The organism is Pseudomonas sp. EZ-C24 (assembly GCF_014525325.1).
GTDB classification, from domain to species: domain Bacteria; phylum Pseudomonadota; class Gammaproteobacteria; order Pseudomonadales; family Pseudomonadaceae; genus Aquipseudomonas; species Aquipseudomonas shirazensis.
Genome location: NZ_JACDIU010000004.1, coordinates 43,879 through 60,935, shown reverse-complemented (window position 1 = coordinate 60,935; position 17,057 = coordinate 43,879). Strand labels below are relative to the sequence as shown.

The 17,057-nt window shown below is 64.8% G+C and carries 12 protein-coding genes and 2 pseudogenes; 8 read left to right on the top strand and 6 right to left on the bottom strand.

Going from position 1 to position 17,057, the window contains the following annotated elements; all coding sequences use genetic code 11:
* The first annotated feature begins 30 nt into the window (after positions 1-30).
* The 8 genes from IDM28_RS01665 (at position 31) to IDM28_RS01630 (ending at position 9,958) form a co-directional block, all read left to right on the top strand.
* Positions 31-303, top strand: coding sequence for a MoaD/ThiS family protein (locus IDM28_RS01665; protein WP_101315935.1), 273 nt, complete (start codon positions 31-33; stop codon positions 301-303).
* 57 nt (positions 304-360) lie between these two features.
* Positions 361-2,169: a CoA transferase gene (locus tag IDM28_RS01660; protein ID WP_188035227.1), complete on the top strand. Its 1,809-nt coding sequence runs from the start codon at positions 361-363 to the stop codon at positions 2,167-2,169.
* Positions 2,166-3,815 carry a class I adenylate-forming enzyme family protein gene (locus IDM28_RS01655; protein ID WP_188035226.1) on the top strand — a complete coding sequence of 550 codons (1,650 nt, stop codon included), beginning with the start codon at positions 2,166-2,168 and terminating at the stop codon, positions 3,813-3,815. The genes IDM28_RS01660 and IDM28_RS01655 overlap by 4 nt, the downstream gene beginning before the upstream one ends.
* Before the next feature lie 3 nt (positions 3,816-3,818).
* Complete coding sequence (locus IDM28_RS01650; RefSeq protein WP_188035225.1) at positions 3,819-5,027, top strand: acyl-CoA dehydrogenase family protein; 1,209 nt, start codon at positions 3,819-3,821, stop codon at positions 5,025-5,027.
* Positions 5,024-6,202, top strand: coding sequence for a CynX/NimT family MFS transporter (locus tag IDM28_RS01645; protein WP_188035224.1), 1,179 nt, complete (start codon positions 5,024-5,026; stop codon positions 6,200-6,202). The genes IDM28_RS01650 and IDM28_RS01645 overlap by 4 nt, the downstream gene beginning before the upstream one ends.
* A complete protein-coding gene (locus IDM28_RS01640; protein ID WP_188035223.1) occupies positions 6,186-7,244 on the top strand; it encodes a glucuronyl hydrolase in 1,059 nt (352 codons plus the stop codon). Before IDM28_RS01645 ends, IDM28_RS01640 begins: the two co-directional genes overlap by 17 nt.
* Positions 7,245-7,379: 135 nt before the next feature.
* On the top strand, positions 7,380-8,393 hold the full coding sequence (locus IDM28_RS01635; RefSeq protein WP_101315923.1) for an extracellular solute-binding protein: 1,014 nt from the start codon (positions 7,380-7,382) through the stop codon (positions 8,391-8,393).
* Complete coding sequence (locus IDM28_RS01630) at positions 8,393-9,958, top strand: ABC transporter permease (RefSeq protein ID WP_101315921.1); 1,566 nt, start codon at positions 8,393-8,395, stop codon at positions 9,956-9,958. Before IDM28_RS01635 ends, IDM28_RS01630 begins: the two co-directional genes overlap by 1 nt.
* A 103-nt stretch (positions 9,959-10,061) precedes the next feature.
* Here IDM28_RS01630 and IDM28_RS24105 read toward each other — a convergent pair.
* The 6 genes and pseudogenes from IDM28_RS24105 to hflK all read right to left on the bottom strand — a co-directional run.
* Positions 10,062-10,577: pseudogene (locus tag IDM28_RS24105) on the bottom strand (methyl-accepting chemotaxis protein); the annotation flags it as partial.
* Between the two features lie 390 nt (positions 10,578-10,967).
* Positions 10,968-11,180 (bottom strand): annotated as a pseudogene (locus IDM28_RS24100) (methyl-accepting chemotaxis protein); the annotation flags it as partial.
* A gap of 999 nt (positions 11,181-12,179) precedes the next feature.
* A complete protein-coding gene (locus tag IDM28_RS01620; protein ID WP_101315917.1) occupies positions 12,180-13,472 on the bottom strand; it encodes an adenylosuccinate synthase in 1,293 nt (430 codons plus the stop codon).
* Positions 13,473-13,534: 62 nt separating this feature from the next.
* On the bottom strand, positions 13,535-14,722 hold the full coding sequence (locus IDM28_RS01615; protein ID WP_188035221.1) for an ATP phosphoribosyltransferase regulatory subunit: 1,188 nt from the start codon (positions 14,720-14,722) through the stop codon (positions 13,535-13,537).
* Positions 14,723-14,989: 267 nt separating this feature from the next.
* The gene (gene hflC / locus IDM28_RS01610; RefSeq protein WP_150571120.1) at positions 14,990-15,859 is read right to left on the bottom strand and encodes a protease modulator HflC; all 870 of its coding nucleotides are present in this window, start codon (positions 15,857-15,859) and stop codon (positions 14,990-14,992) included.
* Positions 15,859-17,052, bottom strand: coding sequence for an FtsH protease activity modulator HflK (hflK, locus tag IDM28_RS01605; protein ID WP_101315911.1), 1,194 nt, complete (start codon positions 17,050-17,052; stop codon positions 15,859-15,861). The genes hflC and hflK overlap by 1 nt, the downstream gene beginning before the upstream one ends.
* Positions 17,053-17,057 lie beyond the last annotated feature (5 nt).

Sequence of the window (17,057 nt, the reverse complement as noted above, 5' to 3'; positions counted from 1 at the left end):
ACCCAACAGCACCCTTTCAAGGAGAGTCACATGTCGGTTTCAGTCATGGTCCCAACCCTGCTGCGTCCCCTTACCGAAGGCCAGAAAAAAGTCGAAGCGCAAGGCGAGACAGTGCGCCAGCTGATCGACCAGCTCGACCAACGTTACCCAGGCATCAAGGGACGCCTGGTGCACGACGACCAGGTGCACCGCTTCGTCAATATCTACGTCAACGATGACGACATCCGCTTCGCCGACGGCCTCGCCACAGTGATCGCCGCAGGCGACCGCCTTACCGTGCTGCCGGCCGTGGCCGGCGGCTGAAATCGGCCCCAGCACGCAGTCCCTGGCACCACCGCCCTACTCCAAGGTAACCCCCACATGTCCCGTATTCTGCAACAAGGCGGCTTCGCCTGGCGCAGCGGCGCCTGCCTGCCCGCGTGGCAGAGCCTGAGCGCGGCACTGGCGCGCCACGGTGAGTGCCTGGGCCTGCGCCATCAGGACAGCCAGGCCGAGCCTGACAGCCCGGCGCTGCAACTGCTGCATTCCGATCTACGTCCGCTCCAGAGCCGCCTGGTGGGCTTGCCCGCCTTGCCTCTGGAGCTGTCTACCGAGTTCACGCTCCAGGCCGCCTGTGGTCTCATGTCGGTGCACGGCCGCGCCAGTGGCAGGCCGCAGGCTCTGGGCGTGAATTACCTCGCCAGCATCAACGCCGCACTGGCCTGGCAAGGCACTCTGGCCGCCGCCGTTGGCCAACTGCGCGGCGGCGCCTTCACTGATGTCAGCTTGGCCCCGGCCGGCGGCGCCCTGCTCAGCATCGGCCAGTACCTCGCCGGCGCAACCGCTGCCGACGAGGCAGAACAGCTGCTGCCAGGCCAGGATGACGCCCTTGCCCGGCCACCGTTCGTTTCCGCCGAGGGTGTGCTGTTCGAGCTAGAAACCCTCGACAGCCAACCGTGGCGCCGTTTCTGGACTGCACTGCAGGTCAGCGATGCGATTGCCGGTCGGGCCTGGCAGCAGTTTCTGTTGCGCTATGCCCGTGCGGTCGCGCCGATGCCGGCCGAGTGCCTGGACGCCCTGGCACGGCTGCCGCTGGGTCGTATTCGGGCGATGGCGGCAGACTGCGGCGTGGCGCTGGTGGTGCTGCGCAGCCCGGCGCAGCGCTACGCCGATGCCGATTACCCGGCCAGTGCGGCTGCGCCCTGGCAGATGCAGCACGGCCCCGCCGCCGTGCCCGGCCCACGCCAGGCACCCGCCACGCTGCCGCTACAAGGCATTCGCGTGCTGGAGTCGTGCCGCCGGATCCAAGGCCCGCTGGCCGGCCATCTGCTGACGCTGCTTGGCGCCGAAGTGATCCGTCTCGAACCGCCAGGCGGTGATCCACTGCGCAGCATGCCGCCCTGCGCCGACGGCTGCTCGGTGCGCTTCGATGCCCTCAACCATCGCAAGCAGGTGATTGAAGTGGACATCAAGTCGGCTCAAGGCCGTGTACAGATCCATGCACTGTGCGCCGACGCCGACGTCTTCCTGCACAACTGGGCCCCGGGCAAGGCTGCCGAGCTGGCCTTGGATGCAGCTGACCTGCATGCCAGCCAACCGTCTCTGATACACGCCTATGCCGGCGGCTGGGGTGCAGCGCAGGTCGACGCGCCGGGCACCGACTTCACCGTGCAAGCCTGGTCAGGGGTGGCAGCACGCGTTGCCAGCGCTTCCGGCACACGGGGCGGTACGCTGTTTACCGCACTCGATGTCCTCGGCGGAGTCATCAGCGCCCAAGGGATCTGCGCCGCGCTGCTCGAACGTGAGCTGCATGGCCACGGCAGCCAGTTGCACAGCTCTCTGCTAGGCGCTGCCGACCTGCTGCTCGACCGCGACAGCGGCGCGCTTGCGACAAGCCTGCTGCAAGGTGTGTTCGCCACCGCCGATGGCTTGCTCGCGATCGACTGCCAGACCCGCCAGCAGTACCAGGCGTTGACCCAAGTGCTGGGTGCCGAGCCTGATCCACGGCACCTGCCGCAGCGCTTGGCTGACGCCAGCGGCGAAGACTGGCTGGATGCCTGCCAACAAGCCGGCGTCCCCGCCAGCATCGCCCATCAAGACCTTGCCGTACTCGCTGCCGACCCGCGCCTGGCGCCAAGCCTGGGCCAACGCGCCTATCGATCTGTCCAATCTCCGTGGAGTTTCACATGAATACTGCCGGCATCATCGACCTGGTCCCTTTGCATACCCGCCGCCGCTGGGCTGAAGACGGCAGCTACCCCAATCAGGATGTATTCAGCCTGTTCCGCGCGCGGGTTGCGCAAGCACCTGACAAAGCTGCCGTGTTGTCGCCAGAGGGCAACATCAGCTATGCCGCACTGCTCGACGCCGCCCTGCGCCTGGCCAACAGCTTGCGCCAGGCGGGCATCGTCGCCGGCGACGTGGTCGCCTATCAGCTGAGTAACAGCTGGCGCTGCTGTGCCATTGACCTGGCGGTGGCCGCGCTGGGCGCCATTGTCGCGCCGTTCCCGCCAGGACGTGGCAAGCTCGATATCCAGGCCATGGTGCGCCGCTGTGATGCGCGCGCAGTGATCGTGCCGCAGAGCTATGCCGACATCGACCTGTGCGAAGTGATCGAGTCGCTGCGCCCGACCCTGCTCTCGTTGCGGGTGTTGATCGTCGATGGCGCGCCGCGCGCCGGGTGGTCGACGCTGGACGCGCTGCTCGCCCAGCCGCCATTGGCGCTGGCCAGCCTGTGCGCAGTCTGCCCAGACTCGCCGGTACGCTTGCTGGTGTCTTCCGGCACCGAGTCAGAACCCAAGCTGGTAGCCTATTCACACAATGCGCTGGTGGGGGGCCGCGGCCGGTTTCTGCAACGTATCAGCGACGACGGTGCGGCATTTCGCGGGCTGTACCTGGTTCCGCTGGGTTCGTCATTCGGCTCGACCGCAACCTTTGGTGTACTGAGCTGGCTGGGCGGATCGCTGGTGGTGCTACCACGCTTCGACGTCACTGAAGCGATCAAGGCGATCGAGCAACTGCGCCCAAGCTTCATTCTCGGCGTGCCGACCATGCTTCAGCGAATTGCCGCCGACCCCGCCCTGGCCAACATCGACAAGTCCAGCCTGCGCGGATTGATCTGCGGGGGCTCGCTGATCGATGAAGCGACGGTGCTGCGCTGCACGGAAAACTTCGGCTGCGGCTTCATCAGCCTGTATGGTTCGGCCGACGGCGTGAACTGCCACAACACCCTCGACGACCCCATCGAGGTGGTGCTGGGCAGCGTTGGCAAACCGAACCCTGCGGTATGTGAAATTCGCATTGTCGACGACCTCGGCCATGAGCTGCCCCAGGGCGATGTCGGCGAGATCACCGCGCGCGGACCGCTGAGCCCGATGCAGTACGTCAACGCACCCGAGCTCGACGAGCGCTACCGGGATGCGGAGGGTTGGGTCAAGACTGGCGACCTCGGTTTTATCGACCCCCAGGGCTACCTGGTGCTGGCAGGGCGCAAGAAAGACATCATCATCCGCGGCGGCGCCAACATCAGCCCGGTACAGATCGAAGGCCTGGTCATGGCTCACCCTGATGTGGTCACCGTGGCCTGCGTGGCGGTGCCTGACCCCGACCTGGGGCAGCGCGTGTGCCTGTGCGTAACCCTGCGCGACGGTGCGCAGCGCTTCGCCCTGGCTGACATCAGCAGCTTTTTGCGCGAGCAGGGCCTGGAGGTCAACAAGCTCCCAGAGTACCTGCGCTTTTACCGCCATCTACCACTGACTCCTGCCGGCAAGATCGACAAGCGCGCGCTTGCCGAAGATGCCGCTGGGCTCACCGAACCCGTACGGCAGGTGGGCTGAGCCATGCCAATCAATCCTGACCAGCTGCAACTCGCGCCGCGCGTACGCAGCTTCGTCGAGCAGCACATTCTGCCGCGCGAGCTTGAACTGGGCGCCTGTAATGCGGCCGCCGCCACGCTCGCAGCCAGCCTGCAGGACCAAGCCAAGGCCGCCGGGGTATTCGGTAATTTCTACCCGCACGCTGATGGTCGACGGTCGCTGACCCTGCGCGAGTATCTGCCCATCGCAGCTGAAGAGGGCCGCAGCGAGTTCGCGCCGGCGATTCTGGGCGGCGATGCCAGCCTCGACGCCTACATGCTCAGCCGCCATGCCAACGCCGAGCTACGCGAACGCTATCTGCTGCCGTTGCTGCGCGGTGAGCGGGTGCCGTGTTACGCCATGTCCGAGCCGGATAGCATCGGCTCGATCCCGGCAACCATGACCAGCCACGCCCAGTGGCAGGGCGATCACTGGACGCTGAACGCCCGCAAGTGGTTCATCTGCCGGGCCGGCCGGGCCGACTTCGCCACTGTTATCGCGCGCACTGGCGATGGCCCGCTGCAGCAGTCGCTGTCGATGCTGCTGGTCGCCACCGACAGCCCAGGCTTCGAGTGGGTGCGCCCGCTGGCCCTGCTTGGGCGTCAGCAAGGCCAGGGCGAATTGCTGTTCAAGGACGTGCGCGTCGAGCCTGAGCATGTGCTCGGGGAAGCCGGCCAGGGCATCGCGCTGATGCAACAGCGGCTCGGCCTTGGCCGCCTGCTGCGCGCTGCGCATTGGCTGGGCCTGGCCCAGCGCTGTTTCGACGACCTGTGCAAGCGGGTGCATTCGCCCCGCGGCGAGCTGGCGCGCTTGGCCGACAAGCAGCTGGTGCGCGCGCGGGTCTACCGGGTGTTTCGCGATATCGCTGCGGCCCGTGGCCTGCTCGAAGATGCTGCCGACAAGTTCGATCGTGGCCAGGCCAATGCCATCGAGGTCAACCTGGCCAAGCTGGCGGCATCCGAGGCACTGTCCGCTGCGGTCGATTCGGCAGTGCAGATCATGGGCGCCGAGGGCCTCAGTGACTTGTCGCCTTTATCCGGGATCTATCGCTGTGCGCGCACGACCCACATCCTTGATGGCACCGACGACGCGCTGATCAGCAACCTCGGCCGCGACCTGCTCAGCGCTACCGCGCCGGGTCGTACTTTCGACTACCGCTCGCCGTCGCTGAGCCTGGACAAGGTGGCGCCATGAGCAAGCACGCGCCACTGGCCGTTCTGTTGATCTGCGCCATGGGCCTGCCGATGATGGTGTTCTACGCCCTCGGCGTGCTCGGACCACAATTGATTGCCGAACTCGGTATCGGCCGTGATCAGTTGGGCTGGCTGACCACCAGTGCCTTTGGCCTGGCGGCAGTACTGTCGCCATGGGCTGGCACGCTGGTGCAGCGGATCGGTTCGCGCGCAGGTTTGATGGCGCTGTTCCTGCTGGTGGCGCTGTCGTTCAGCCTGATGGCGGTGCTGCCTGGCTTCGCTGGCGTGGTCATCGCGCTGCTGTTCTGTGGCATTGCCCAGGCGCTGGCCAACCCCGCTACCAACCAGGCCATCGCCCTCACTGCCAATGCACCCAAGGCCAAGCTGGTGGGCCTCAAGCAGGCTGGCGTCCAGGCATCGGCGCTGATCGCCGGGCTGGCCTTGCCGCCCCTCAGCGCCTGGCTCGGCTGGCGTCTGGCACTGGCCTGCTGGGTGCCGCTGGCCGTATTGCTGGCGATGCTGGTGCCCTTGCGCATCCCGCCGCCGGCGGCAGGGCCAAAACCACCGCTGCGCCTGATCAGAACCAACGGCTGGCTGCTGCGGCTGATGGCGATTCAGGCCTGCGCCGGGCTGTGCCTGTCGGGTTTCATCAGCTATTTCGGGGTGTATGCCAACAGCCTTGGCGTCGATCCTGCCGCCATCGGCCTGATGGTCAGTGTGTTTGGTCTGATGGGCATCCTTTCGCGCTTGCTGTTGACCCCACTGGCCGCTGGCCTGAAGGACGAAACAGTGCTGTTGGGCGGGCTGTTCCTATTTGCCCTGGTTACGCTGCTGGTCATGCAGCAGGCCACAGCGGGGCGCCACTGGCCGCTGTGGGCAGGCGTGAGCGGTATGGGCCTGAGCCTGGTGGCGAGCAATGCGGTGGCGATGAGCATGTTGTTGCGCGAGCCACGTTTCGGCGCTGCAGCGAGCAGCGCAGGCATGCTGTCGCTGGGGTTCTTTGGCGGTATCGCGCTCGGCCCACCGCTATTCGGCCTGCTGCTGCGCCAGCCAGGTGGTTTTTCTGCAGCGTGGTCGTTGCTGCTCGTCGCCCTCTGCGCAGGGGCTGCGCTGTGCCGCAGCCTGTACCGTGCGCGCCGTGCCGAGGAGGCCTGCAAGCATGCCGGAACAGCGTAAACGCCACGCCACGATCAACGCACTGCTCAAGCAGCTGGAGGCGGTTTCACGCCAGTGCGGCGAGCAATTTCCACTGTACCGCCTGGCGCGGGAAAAACAGTGGAAGCTGTCCCGCCGCGGCTCCTGGCTTGGCGGCTTCTGGGCGGCGCTGTGGTGGCGCCGTGCGGCACTCACCGAGCTTAGTGAGGACTTCGACCAGGCCTCGTTCTGGAGCCGGCAACTGGCCGCTCAACTGGACGAACCGAGCGTCAATCGCAGTTTCGTATTCTGGTACGGCGCCGCGCTTGGCGGCCGCCTGAGCGCAGCCAACGACGCACGCCAGTTGGCTTGCCGCGCGGCAAATACCCTGGCCCGGGATTATCGCCCAGACCTCGGCGGCTGGCCGCTGGGCCCCGGCATGGGCGCAGGCGACAAAGGCCAGCTGAGCCTGGATATCGACGCCTTGGCACCAACCCTGGCGCTGATGCACCTGCAGCGCGATCCCGAGCAGATGGCCATGGCCCGCAGCCACCTGCAGTTGTGCCTGCGCACGTTGCGGACCGGGTCTGGCGCGTGGGCCAGCCATGCCCGCTGGCACGCCGAAGGCTGGGTCGTGCAGGGCCCGGCCGGGCAGTGGGCGCGTGGGCAGGCCTGGGCCATGCTAGGTCTGGCAGAAGCGGTCGGCTTATACGGCGGGGCTTATGCCGAGCCGGCACGCGAGGCCTGTGAGTACTGGATCCGGCGCTGGGGCCAGGCTGCCGGCCAGGGCACGCTCAAGGCCGAAGAGGCCGACCCCTGCGCGGTAGCGATTGCGTCGCTGGCGCTGCTGCGCTTGTGGCAGTGCCTGCCGGGGTTGAACCACTGGCGCGAGCAGGCCTGCCGGCAACTTGCCACGCTGCTGTCCGCTCCGGTGCAGCAGGGCTGCTTCGTCGGCCACTTGTACCGAATCGGGCCAGATCAGGAGCAACTGGTCGAATCAGCCTGTGCGAGCTATTTTCTGCTAGAAGCGCTGATCGCTCAGGATCAGGTGTTGGCACTACGCGGCGGCATTGCCGGTTGGTGAGTACCACCGGAGCGGGGCGCGCAGCACTGGTCAGGCGCTAGACCGCCCATGAATTTCTCGTCACTCGGCCACATGAGAAACGATTTCGTTTACCATTGTTTCCAAATATGTAGCCGTAAGCGAGGAAGTACCCGCATGACGATCCGTCCGCAACCGCTGATGCGCACCCTGGCCGCCGCTGTTCTGAGCCTGGTGATTGGCGCACCGGCCGCCATGGCAGACGCGCCGGTCAGCCTGACCCTGTACAACGGTCAGCACAAGGAAATTGGCGAAGCCATCGCCAAGGCCTACGAGGCCAAGACCGGCATCCATATCAATATCCGCAAGGGCAGCAGCAACCAGCTGGCCAGCCAGATCATCGAAGAAGGCGACCGCTCGCCCGCCGATGTCATCTATACCGAAGAGTCGCCACCGCTGAACAACCTCGGCGAGCTCGGCCTGCTGGCCAAGATCGACGACGCCACCCTGAACATGCTGCCCAAGGAATACGTGGCCAGCAACGGCACCTGGATGGGCGTGACTGCGCGCACCCGCGTGGTGGTGTTCAACCCGAAGAAAATCGACGAGAAAGACCTGCCGCAATCGGTCATGGACTTCGCTGACCCTGAGTGGGACGGTCGCGTCGGCTTCGTGCCCACCAGCGGCGCGTTCCAGGAGCAGGCAGTCGCCATCCTGAAAATGCACGGCCGTGAAGCGGCCGAAGAATGGCTGACCGGCCTCAAGGCGTTCGGCAAGACCTACACCAACAACATGGTCGCGCTGAAGGCCGTGGAAAAAGGCGAAGTCGCCGCGGTGCTGGTCAACAACTACTACTGGTACGCGCTTGAGCGCGAGCGCGGCAAGCTCGACTCCAAGCTGTACTACCTGGCCGATGGCGATGCCGGCGGCCTGGTGACCATTTCGGGCGCTGCCGCGGTGAAAGCCAGCAAGCATCCCAAGGAAGCCCAGGCACTGCTGAACTGGATGGCCAGCGAAGAAGGCCAGCGCGTGATCACCCAGACCACCGCCGAATACCCGCTGCACAAAGGCATGGTCTCGGACCGCGGCCTGAAGCCGTTCGAAGAGCTGCGCCCGCCGCAGATCACCCCCGCCGACCTGGGCAATGCCGAGGAAGCGCTGGAGCTGGAACGTGAGGTCGGTCTGCTCTGATGACTGCCGCCCTGCCCCAAGCGGCCCAGGCGCGTTTCGTGCCTCGCCGCAAGCGCCCATCGATCTGGGTGCTGCTGCCGGTTCTGTTTCTGGTGGCGATGAGCTTGCTGCCGTTGCTGTACGTCGCCATGAAAGCCTGGGAAGCCGGCTGGCAGGAGGCATTGCATCTGCTTTGGCGGCCGTTCGTCTGGGGCTTGCTGCGCAATACCCTGCTGCTGATGGTTGGAGTCACCGCCGTGTGCATGGTGCTCGGCCTGGCCCTGGCCTGGCTGCTGGAGCGCAGTGACCTGCCAGGGCGGCGCATGTGGGGCGTGGTGCTGTGCCTGCCGTTTGCCGTGCCGTCGTTTGTCAGCAGCTTTACCTGGGTATCGCTGAGCTCGGACTTCGAGGGCCTGGGCGGGGCAATCATGATCATGGCACTGTCCAAGTACCCGCTGATCTTCTTGCCGGTTGCGGCGACCTTGCGCAATGTCGACAGCTCGCTGGAAGAGTCGGCGAGGACCCTCGGCTGCAGCCGCTGGGGGGTGTATCGCAAGGTCACCCTGCCGCTGCTGTGGCCGGCGATGCTCGGTGGCGCCTTGCTGATCGCGCTGCACATGCTGGTCGAGTTCGGTGCCCTGTCGATTCTTGGCCTGCAGACCTTCACCACGGCGATCTATCAGCAGTTCGAACTGGAGTTCAGCAACGCCAACGCGGCGATGCTCTCGGCAGTGCTGCTGGCGCTGTGCCTGATCATGCTCACGCTGGAGCTGCGCGTGCGCGGCAAGGCGCGCCATGTGCGCATTGGCCAGGGTGTGGCGCGGCGGGCGCAGCCGATCAAGCTGGGCAGCTTCACGGCTGTCGGCCAGTTGTTCTGCCTGGCGTTGGCGGTGCTCGGTAGTGGTATTCCACTGGCGATGCTCGGCTACTGGCTGAGTGTCGGCTCGTCGGCAGCGTTTCCTGTGGGCGAGATCAGCCAGGCGCTGCTCACCTCGCTGTCGGTGTCGCTGGGCGGCGCCGGGTTCTGCGTCGTGCTGGCACTGCCGATCAGTTTCCTGGTGGTGCGCTACAAGGGCCGCCTGGCGATCTGGGCCGAGCGCCTGCCGTACCTGCTGCATGCCCTGCCGGGCCTGGTGATTGCCCTGACGCTGGTATTCTTTGCCCTGCACTACGTACCGGCGCTGTACCAGACTACGGCGTTGTTGTTGCTGGCGTATGCCTTGCTGTTCCTGCCTCTGGCCCAGGCGCCGGTGCGCACGGCGCTGAACAAGGCCTCGCCGACGCTTGAAGAGGCGGCCCGGACCTTGGGTGCGAGCAGCTTCAGCGCGTTTTGCCGGGTGACTCTGCCGATCATCTTCCCGGCGCTGGCAGCGGCCTTTGCGCTGGTGTTCCTGGATGCCATGAAAGAGCTGACCGCGACCCTGTTGCTCAGCCCGACCGGAATGACCACCCTGGCCACCGAGGTGTGGGCGCACACGGCCAACGTCGAGTTCGCCGCGGCAGCGCCCTATGCCGCGCTGTTGATCGTGGTTTCGGGCCTGCCGGTGTATCTGCTGACCACGCGGATGTACCTGAACCGGGCCTGAGGTTTCTGAAATTGCGCTTGTCGTGAGTTTGCTGGGGCCGCGTAGCGGCCCCCGACGATCTCACTACACGTGCAGCTTCAGAACACCTTGAAAGGGATGACTCTTACGCCCGGAACTGACCAAGGCTGGCGCGCAGCTGCGCCGCCAGATCATCCAGCACCTTGCCGCTGGCGGTCGTCTGCATCACCACCTCGGCCGAGCGCTCGGCCTGGGCATGAATCGTCTCGACCCTGCCGCGTACCGCTTGCGCACCGTGTGCCTGCTGCTCGGCAGCACGGGTCGCCAGGCCAATCGCCGCATGCACTTGTTCGACGGCGGCCTGCACCGATTGCTGGCGGCGTTCGTTATCGCGCAGCACCAGCAAGCCTTCGCTGGCCTGGCGCCCTGCCTGGCTGATGGTTGCCACCGCCTGCTTGGCGCCTTGCTGCAGGGCAACGATATGCGCCTGAATGTCCCCGGTCGAACTCTGGGTCTTGCTCGCCAGCGCCCGCACCTCGTCGGCCACCACCGCAAAGCCACGCCCGGTCTCGCCGGCGCGGGCGGCTTCGATTGCCGCGTTGAGGGCGAGCAGGTTGGTTTGCTCGGCAATGCCGTGGATTACCGTCAGCACCACCTCGATCTGTTCGCTCTGCTTGGCCAGCCGCTCGATCACCTGCGAGCCGGCATCGACCTGGCCCGCGAGGTTTTCGATCAAGCCAGCAAGCTGGGTCGAGGTGCGGCTGTTTTCGTCAGTGGCCTGGCGGATGTCGACCACCTGCTGCAAGGCAGCCTGCATCGCATGGCTCTCGGCCTGGGCTTCGTCGGCCATGCCGGACAGGTCGCGCAAGCTGGCCGCCACTGCGTCACGCTGCAAGGCTGCGGCAGCGTCGGCACCGGCGCTGCGCTGGGTCATGACACCGATTTCGACGCCGGTGCGCTGGGCGACTTCACCCGCCTCGCGGACGATCGGCTGCAGCTTGTCGACAAAGCGGTTGACCGCTGCCGCCATGTCGCCGATTTCATCACGGCTGTCGAGGCTGACCCGTTTGGTCAGGTCACCGTCGCCCGCAGCCAGGTCATTGAGTGCCGCAATCAGCAGGCGCAGCTTGTTGACCACGCGCCGGCCGAGTACCACTGCCACTACCAGCAGTACGCCAAGCCCCACCAGCACCAGGCCCAGGCCAATCCGCCAGCGCAGCTCGGCGGCCGCATCGCGGACGGTTTCGGCGGTGTTGGCCTGCATCGCGGTGGCGCTGTTCTGCGCAGCTTCCAGACGCGCACGCAGGGCCTTGCCGCTGTCTGCGGCGGCCGCCCCGAGGCTGTCGCCGACCAACTGCTCGCTGCTGCCGATCAATGCCGCGAAGCGTGCATCGAGGGCCTTCAGTTCCTGTTCGACGGATGCGGTGGAAACGCCCATCAGCACCTTGCCGATCTCGGCACCGTTGGGGCTGATCGGTGCTTCGACGAAGTACACCGCAGGGTCCTTGCGCGCAGCGTTGAGCACTTTGTCCAGCGCCCGCTCACCCTCGCCCTTGTCCATCAGCGCCTGGTTGATCGGGTTTTGCCGGTTGAGGTAGCGCGTCAGGTGCTGGCCCTGAGCATCGTCATAGATCACGAACAATACATTGGGATTGCGCTGGGCACGGCGGGCAAAGTCGGAGAGCACCGGCACGTCGTTGTCCCAGATCGCTCGCGGGGCAACCGAGGCGAGCAACTCGGCCATGTCGTTGGCCGAGTCCTTGAGGTTCTTCTCCAGGGTGGCGCGCAATTGCTGTTGTTCACTTTGCAGGCGCGTCGACAAACCGCTGCTCAAACGCTGCCGAGTGCTGCTGGAGAGGCCTTCAAGGCCGGCGCGGACGTCCTGCCCGGCCAATTCCAGTTCACCCGCAAGCTTGCGGCTATCGCTGCCCAGGCGCTCACCCAGGTTCGCCTCAAGGGCGCTCACTGTGCTCCGGGTCAGCGCAACGGCCACCAGCACCTGCACCAAAAGGGCGATACCCAAGGCAACAAACACAGGCCGCAACAGGCGGCTTCGTAACAATGAAAGAATGGCAGACACGGTGAACCCTCGTGTTTCTGGCGCCACTATTTTGATGGCATCGACAAGGGCATTCTTACAGCAAGGGTTGTGCCGTCGCAGCAGGCATAAACGCCAAGTTTATTCACCGACGATACAACGTGTGCAAAAAAAACGCCGCGCTCCCTTGCGGGAACGCGGCGCTGGATCAGCCTGGCAGGCTAATCAGGCAAACGGATGACGCAGCACGATGGTCTCGTTGCGATCCGGGCCGGTCGAAATGATATCGATCGGCGCGCCGGTCAGCTCCTCGATGCGCTTGATGTAAGCGCGAGCCGCTTCTGGCAACTCTTCGAGGGTCTTAGCGCCCAGGGTCGACTCGCTCCAACCCGGCATTTCTTCGTACACCGGCTCCAGGCCGATGTAGCTGTCGGCGTCGGAAGGCGCTTCGAGCACTGCGCCGTTGGCGTTCTTGTAACCCACACAGATGTTGATGGTTTCAAGACCGTCGAGCACGTCCAGCTTGGTCAGGCAGATGCCCGAGATGCTGTTGACGTCGATGGCGCGACGCAGGATGACCGCATCGAACCAGCCGCAACGACGGGCACGGCCGGTGGTCGAGCCGAACTCGTGGCCACGCTTGGCCAGGGTTGCGCCAGTGTCATCGAACAGTTCGGTCGGGAACGGACCGGAACCGACACGGGTGGTGTACGCCTTGGTGATGCCGAGGATGTAATCCAGGTACATCGGGCCAACGCCGGAACCGGTGGAGATGCCGCCGGCAGTGGTGTTGGAGCTGGTCACGTACGGGTAGGTACCGTGGTCGATGTCCAGCAGCGAGCCCTGGGCGCCTTCGAACATGATGTCCTTGCCAGCGCGACGCAGGTTGTGCAGCTCGGCGGTGACGTCGAGCATCATCGGCTTGAGCTGCTCGGCGTAGGCCATGCACTCGTCCAGGGTCTGCTGGAAGTCGATGGCCGGCTCTTTGTAGTAATTGACCAGCTGGAAGTTGTGGTAGTCCAGCAGCTCACCGAGCTTGGCAGCGAAGCGCTCACGGTGGAACAGGTCACCGATGCGCAGGCCACGACGAGCGACCTTGTCTTCGTAGGCCGGGCCGATACCACGACCGGTGGTACCGATCTTGGCTTCGCCACGGGCCTTCTCGCGAGCCTGGTCCAGTGCTACGTGGTAGGACAGGATCAGCGGTGCAGCCGGGCTGATGCGCAGGCGCTCACGCACCGGTACACCCTTCTCTTCGAGCTTGGTGATTTCCCGCATCAAGGCGTCCGGTGCAACCACTACACCGTTGCCGATCAGGCACTGCACGCCTTCGCGCAGGATGCCCGACGGAATCAGGTGCAGCACGGTTTTTTCACCGTTGATCACCAGCGTGTGGCCGGCGTTGTGACCGCCCTGGTAGCGCACTACGGCGGCAGCATGTTCGGTCAGCAGATCAACGATCTTGCCTTTGCCCTCATCACCCCATTGGGTGCCCAGGACGACGACATTCTTACCCATAACACTTGTCCTCATTCACGCAAACTTGGTTGCCGACCCTGATGCGGGCCGCGCGAGCTGTCTCAATGGGTCAGAGGCAGGATCTGCCAACGCCCTTCTTGCTGAATCAATTGCCGATCACAATCCGCCTCGAGGGCAGCACTCAGCGGCTGGCCAGGCAATGCCTGGACCACTCGCTGGCCCTCGTTGCGCAACTGGCAGACCATCTGCCAGAGGGCCGCGTCGCCGCTGTCGGGCATCCATATGCCGCCAGAAGGCAATACGACCTCCGCTCGCCCCAGTGTGACCAGGGTCTTCAAATCCGTGGAGAAACCAGTGGCCGGACGCGCCCGGCCAAAGTCGGCACCGATGTCATCGTAGCGACCGCCCTGAGCGATCGACTGACCGACCCCAGGCACGAACACCGCGAACACCACACCGGTGTGATAGTTGTAGCCGCGCAGCTCGCCGAGGTCGAAGTACAGCGGCAGCTCCGGGAAGCGCGCTGCCAGCCGATCAGCGATCGCCAGCAAGTCATCCAGTGCAGCCAGGACGCTGGCCGGGGCACGGCCAAGACGCACACGCGCCTGAGCCAGCACTTCACGGCCACCGCACAGCTCAACCAGGGCACGCAACATGCCGCCCAGGTCCTGCGGCAGGTCAGCGGTCAGTGCGAACACTTCATCGCGGGCCTTGCGCTGCAGCGCATCGAACAGCTGCTGCTCGACATCGCCGGACAACCCGGCAGCACGCGCCAGACCACGGTAGATACCGACGTGGCCGAGGTCCATATGCACGTCCGGCACATCGGCCAGGCGCAGCATGGCCAGCATCAGGCTGATGACTTCGACATCGCTGGTCGGGCTGGCATCGCCATACAGCTCGGCGCCGAGCTGGATCGGGCTGCGCGAAGTAGACAGCTGGCGCGGCTGCGCATGCAGCACGCTACCGGCGTAGCACAGGCGGCTCGGACCTTCACGGCGCAGGGTGTGGGCGTCGATGCGCGCTACCTGCGGGGTGAAGTCGGCACGGAAGCCCATCAGCCGCCCGGACTGCGGGTCGACCACCTTGAAGGTATGCAGGTCGAGGTCCTGGCTGGCACCGGTGAGCAGCGATTCCAGGTACTCGATATGCGGAGTAACGACCAGTTCGTAACCCCAACTCTGGAACAGGTCCAACACCTGCCGCCGCGCGACTTCAATGCGCGCAGCTTCAGGTGGCAGTACTTCCTCGATGCCATCTGGCAGCAGCCAGCGGTCTACCGTTGCCATTACGCCTTTTCCCCTTTGGTCCGAGCGGCCAACCCATAGGCAAGCCGTGAATACAGGCATTGGCACACAACAACAGGCAGCACTAATCCCAGCGCTACCGCCGTACCAACACCCTCGAATTACTAGCGCCGGGCTGACCCAATGCGAGCCAATCAACCTTGCAGACGCAAAAAAGCCGGGAAATTTCCCGGCTGACTCATCATACACCCCTTTTCCTTCGGGATGCACCCCGCCGGCAGTTTTACCTGCCAGGCGGGGCCTTGTCGCTTACGGCCGGCTCTTGTCCAGGTACCGGAAGAACTCGTTCTTCGGATCCAGGACCAGCACGTCGCTCTTGCTCGAGAAGCTCGCACGGTACGCTTGCAGGCTACGGTGGAACGAATAGAAATCCGCATCCTGGTTGTAGGCCTTAGCGTAGATGGCGGCCGCCTGGGCGTCACCATCACCGCGGGTTTCCTCGGATTCACGATAGGCTTCGGCCAGCAGTACTCGACGCTGACGGTCGGCATCCGCACGGATACCCTCGGCCAGCTCGTTACCTTTGGCGCGATGCTCACGGGCCTCACGCTCACGCTCGGTGCTCATACGATCGAACACGCTGCGGTTGACTTCCTTCGGCAGGTCGATGGCCTTGACGCGAACGTCGACCACTTCGATACCCAACTCCTTGTTGGCCATGCGATTCAGCGATGCAGTGATGTCAGCCATCAGTGCGTCACGCTCACCGGATACCACTTCGTGCAGGGTGCGTTTACCGAACTGGTCACGCAGGCCGCTTTCCAGACGTCGCGACAGACGCTCGTCGGCGATCTGCTTCATGCCCGAGGTTGCGGTGTAGAAACGGTCGGAATCTTTCACCCGCCATTTGGCATAGGCGTCGACCATTACCGCTTTCTTTTCCAGGGTCAGGAAGCGTTGCGTCGGTGCGTCCAGGGTCATCAGCCGCGCGTCGAACTTGCGCACCTGGTTGACGTACGGGATCTTCACATGCAGGCCGGGCTGAACATCAGCCTGAACCACACGACCGAATTGCAGCAGTACCGCACGTTCGGTCTGGGACACGATGTAGAAGCTGTTCCAGGCCACGACAGCCAGCACGACTGCGGCGATCAGGGCGATCAGCGATTTATTGCTCATCAGCGGCTCTCCCTAGTACGCAGTGCCTGTTGTTGCTGTTGCAGGTCCTGCGCTGCGCGCACGGCTGCGTCGTTGACCGACGGCGACGCGCTGCTGCTGCCGGCAGAAGCCGACGTGTTGCGACCGCCTTCAACCATCTTGTCCAGCGGCAGGTAGAGCAGGTTGTTCTGCCCATCCTTGGTTGCCACCATGACCTTGCTCGAATTGCTGTAGACCTCTTGCATGGTCTCCAGGTACAGACGCTGACGGGTTACGTCCGGCGCCTTGCGGTACTCGGTGACCAGCTTGGTGAAGCGATCGGCTTCACCCTTGGCGCGGGCAATCACTTCATCGCGGTAGCCGTTGGCGTCTTCGATGATGCGCTGCGCCTGACCACGGGCCTCTGGCACCACGCCGTTGGCGTAGGACTCGGCCTGGTTGCGCGCACGCTGCTCGTCTTCACGGGCACGGATCACGTCGTCGAAGGCTTCCTGCACTTCACGCGGGGCTGCCGCGCTCTGTACGTTGACCTGAGTAACGGTGATACCGGTACGGTAAGTGTCGAGGAAACGCTGCAGACGCTCGCGGATGTCCACGGCCATCTGCTCACGACCTTCGGTCAGCACCTGGTCCATCGAGGTCGAGCCGACCACGTGACGCAGGGCACTATCGGTCGCATGCTGCAAGCTCACTTCCGGCTGGTCGACGTTGAGCACGAAGTCCTGCAGGTTGGTGATCTTGTACTGCACGGTCAGCGGCACTTCGACGATGTTCTCGTCTTCGGTGAGCATCTGCCCCTGCTTGGTGTACGCACGCTCACGCGTCACGTTTTCCATGTACTTGCGATCGATCGGCGGGAAATAGATATTCAGGCCTGGACCCACGGTCTCGTAGTACTTGCCGAAGCGCAGCACAACCGCCTGCTCCTGCTCGTCGACCACGTACACGGCACTGTACAGCCAGATCGCAGCCAACACCGCCAGGCCTATGCCCAGCAGGCCGTAGCCGCCACCCTTGCCGATATTGCGGTCACCACCGCCGCGTTTCTTGCCGCCACCGAACATGCCGTTCAGGCTGTCCTGCAGCTTGCGGAAGGCCTCGTCGAGATCAGGTGGGCCTTTTTTGTCGCCACCGCCACCACTGCCGCCGCCGCCACGGCGACCGCCCCAGGGATCCTGGTCTTTCGAGTTGCCACCCGGCTCATTCCAAGCCATAGCGC

What these genes read in the sequence shown, in the direction of transcription:
- hflK (WP_101315911.1), bottom strand. Translation starts at nt 17,052, where the DNA reads ATGGCTTGGAATGAGCCGGGTGGCAACTCGAAAGACCAGGATCCCTGG.
- IDM28_RS01630 (WP_101315921.1), top strand. Translation starts at nt 8,393, where the DNA reads ATGACTGCCGCCCTGCCCCAAGCGGCCCAGGCGCGTTTCGTGCCTCGC.
- IDM28_RS01640 (WP_188035223.1), top strand. Translation starts at nt 6,186, where the DNA reads ATGCCGGAACAGCGTAAACGCCACGCCACGATCAACGCACTGCTCAAG.
- IDM28_RS01620 (WP_101315917.1), bottom strand. Translation starts at nt 13,472, where the DNA reads ATGGGTAAGAATGTCGTCGTCCTGGGCACCCAATGGGGTGATGAGGGC.
- IDM28_RS01665 (WP_101315935.1), top strand. Translation starts at nt 31, where the DNA reads ATGTCGGTTTCAGTCATGGTCCCAACCCTGCTGCGTCCCCTTACCGAA.
- IDM28_RS01650 (WP_188035225.1), top strand. Translation starts at nt 3,819, where the DNA reads ATGCCAATCAATCCTGACCAGCTGCAACTCGCGCCGCGCGTACGCAGC.
- IDM28_RS01635 (WP_101315923.1), top strand. Translation starts at nt 7,380, where the DNA reads ATGACGATCCGTCCGCAACCGCTGATGCGCACCCTGGCCGCCGCTGTT.
- IDM28_RS01655 (WP_188035226.1), top strand. Translation starts at nt 2,166, where the DNA reads ATGAATACTGCCGGCATCATCGACCTGGTCCCTTTGCATACCCGCCGC.
- IDM28_RS01615 (WP_188035221.1), bottom strand. Translation starts at nt 14,722, where the DNA reads ATGGCAACGGTAGACCGCTGGCTGCTGCCAGATGGCATCGAGGAAGTA.
- IDM28_RS01645 (WP_188035224.1), top strand. Translation starts at nt 5,024, where the DNA reads ATGAGCAAGCACGCGCCACTGGCCGTTCTGTTGATCTGCGCCATGGGC.
- IDM28_RS01660 (WP_188035227.1), top strand. Translation starts at nt 361, where the DNA reads ATGTCCCGTATTCTGCAACAAGGCGGCTTCGCCTGGCGCAGCGGCGCC.
- hflC (WP_150571120.1), bottom strand. Translation starts at nt 15,859, where the DNA reads ATGAGCAATAAATCGCTGATCGCCCTGATCGCCGCAGTCGTGCTGGCT.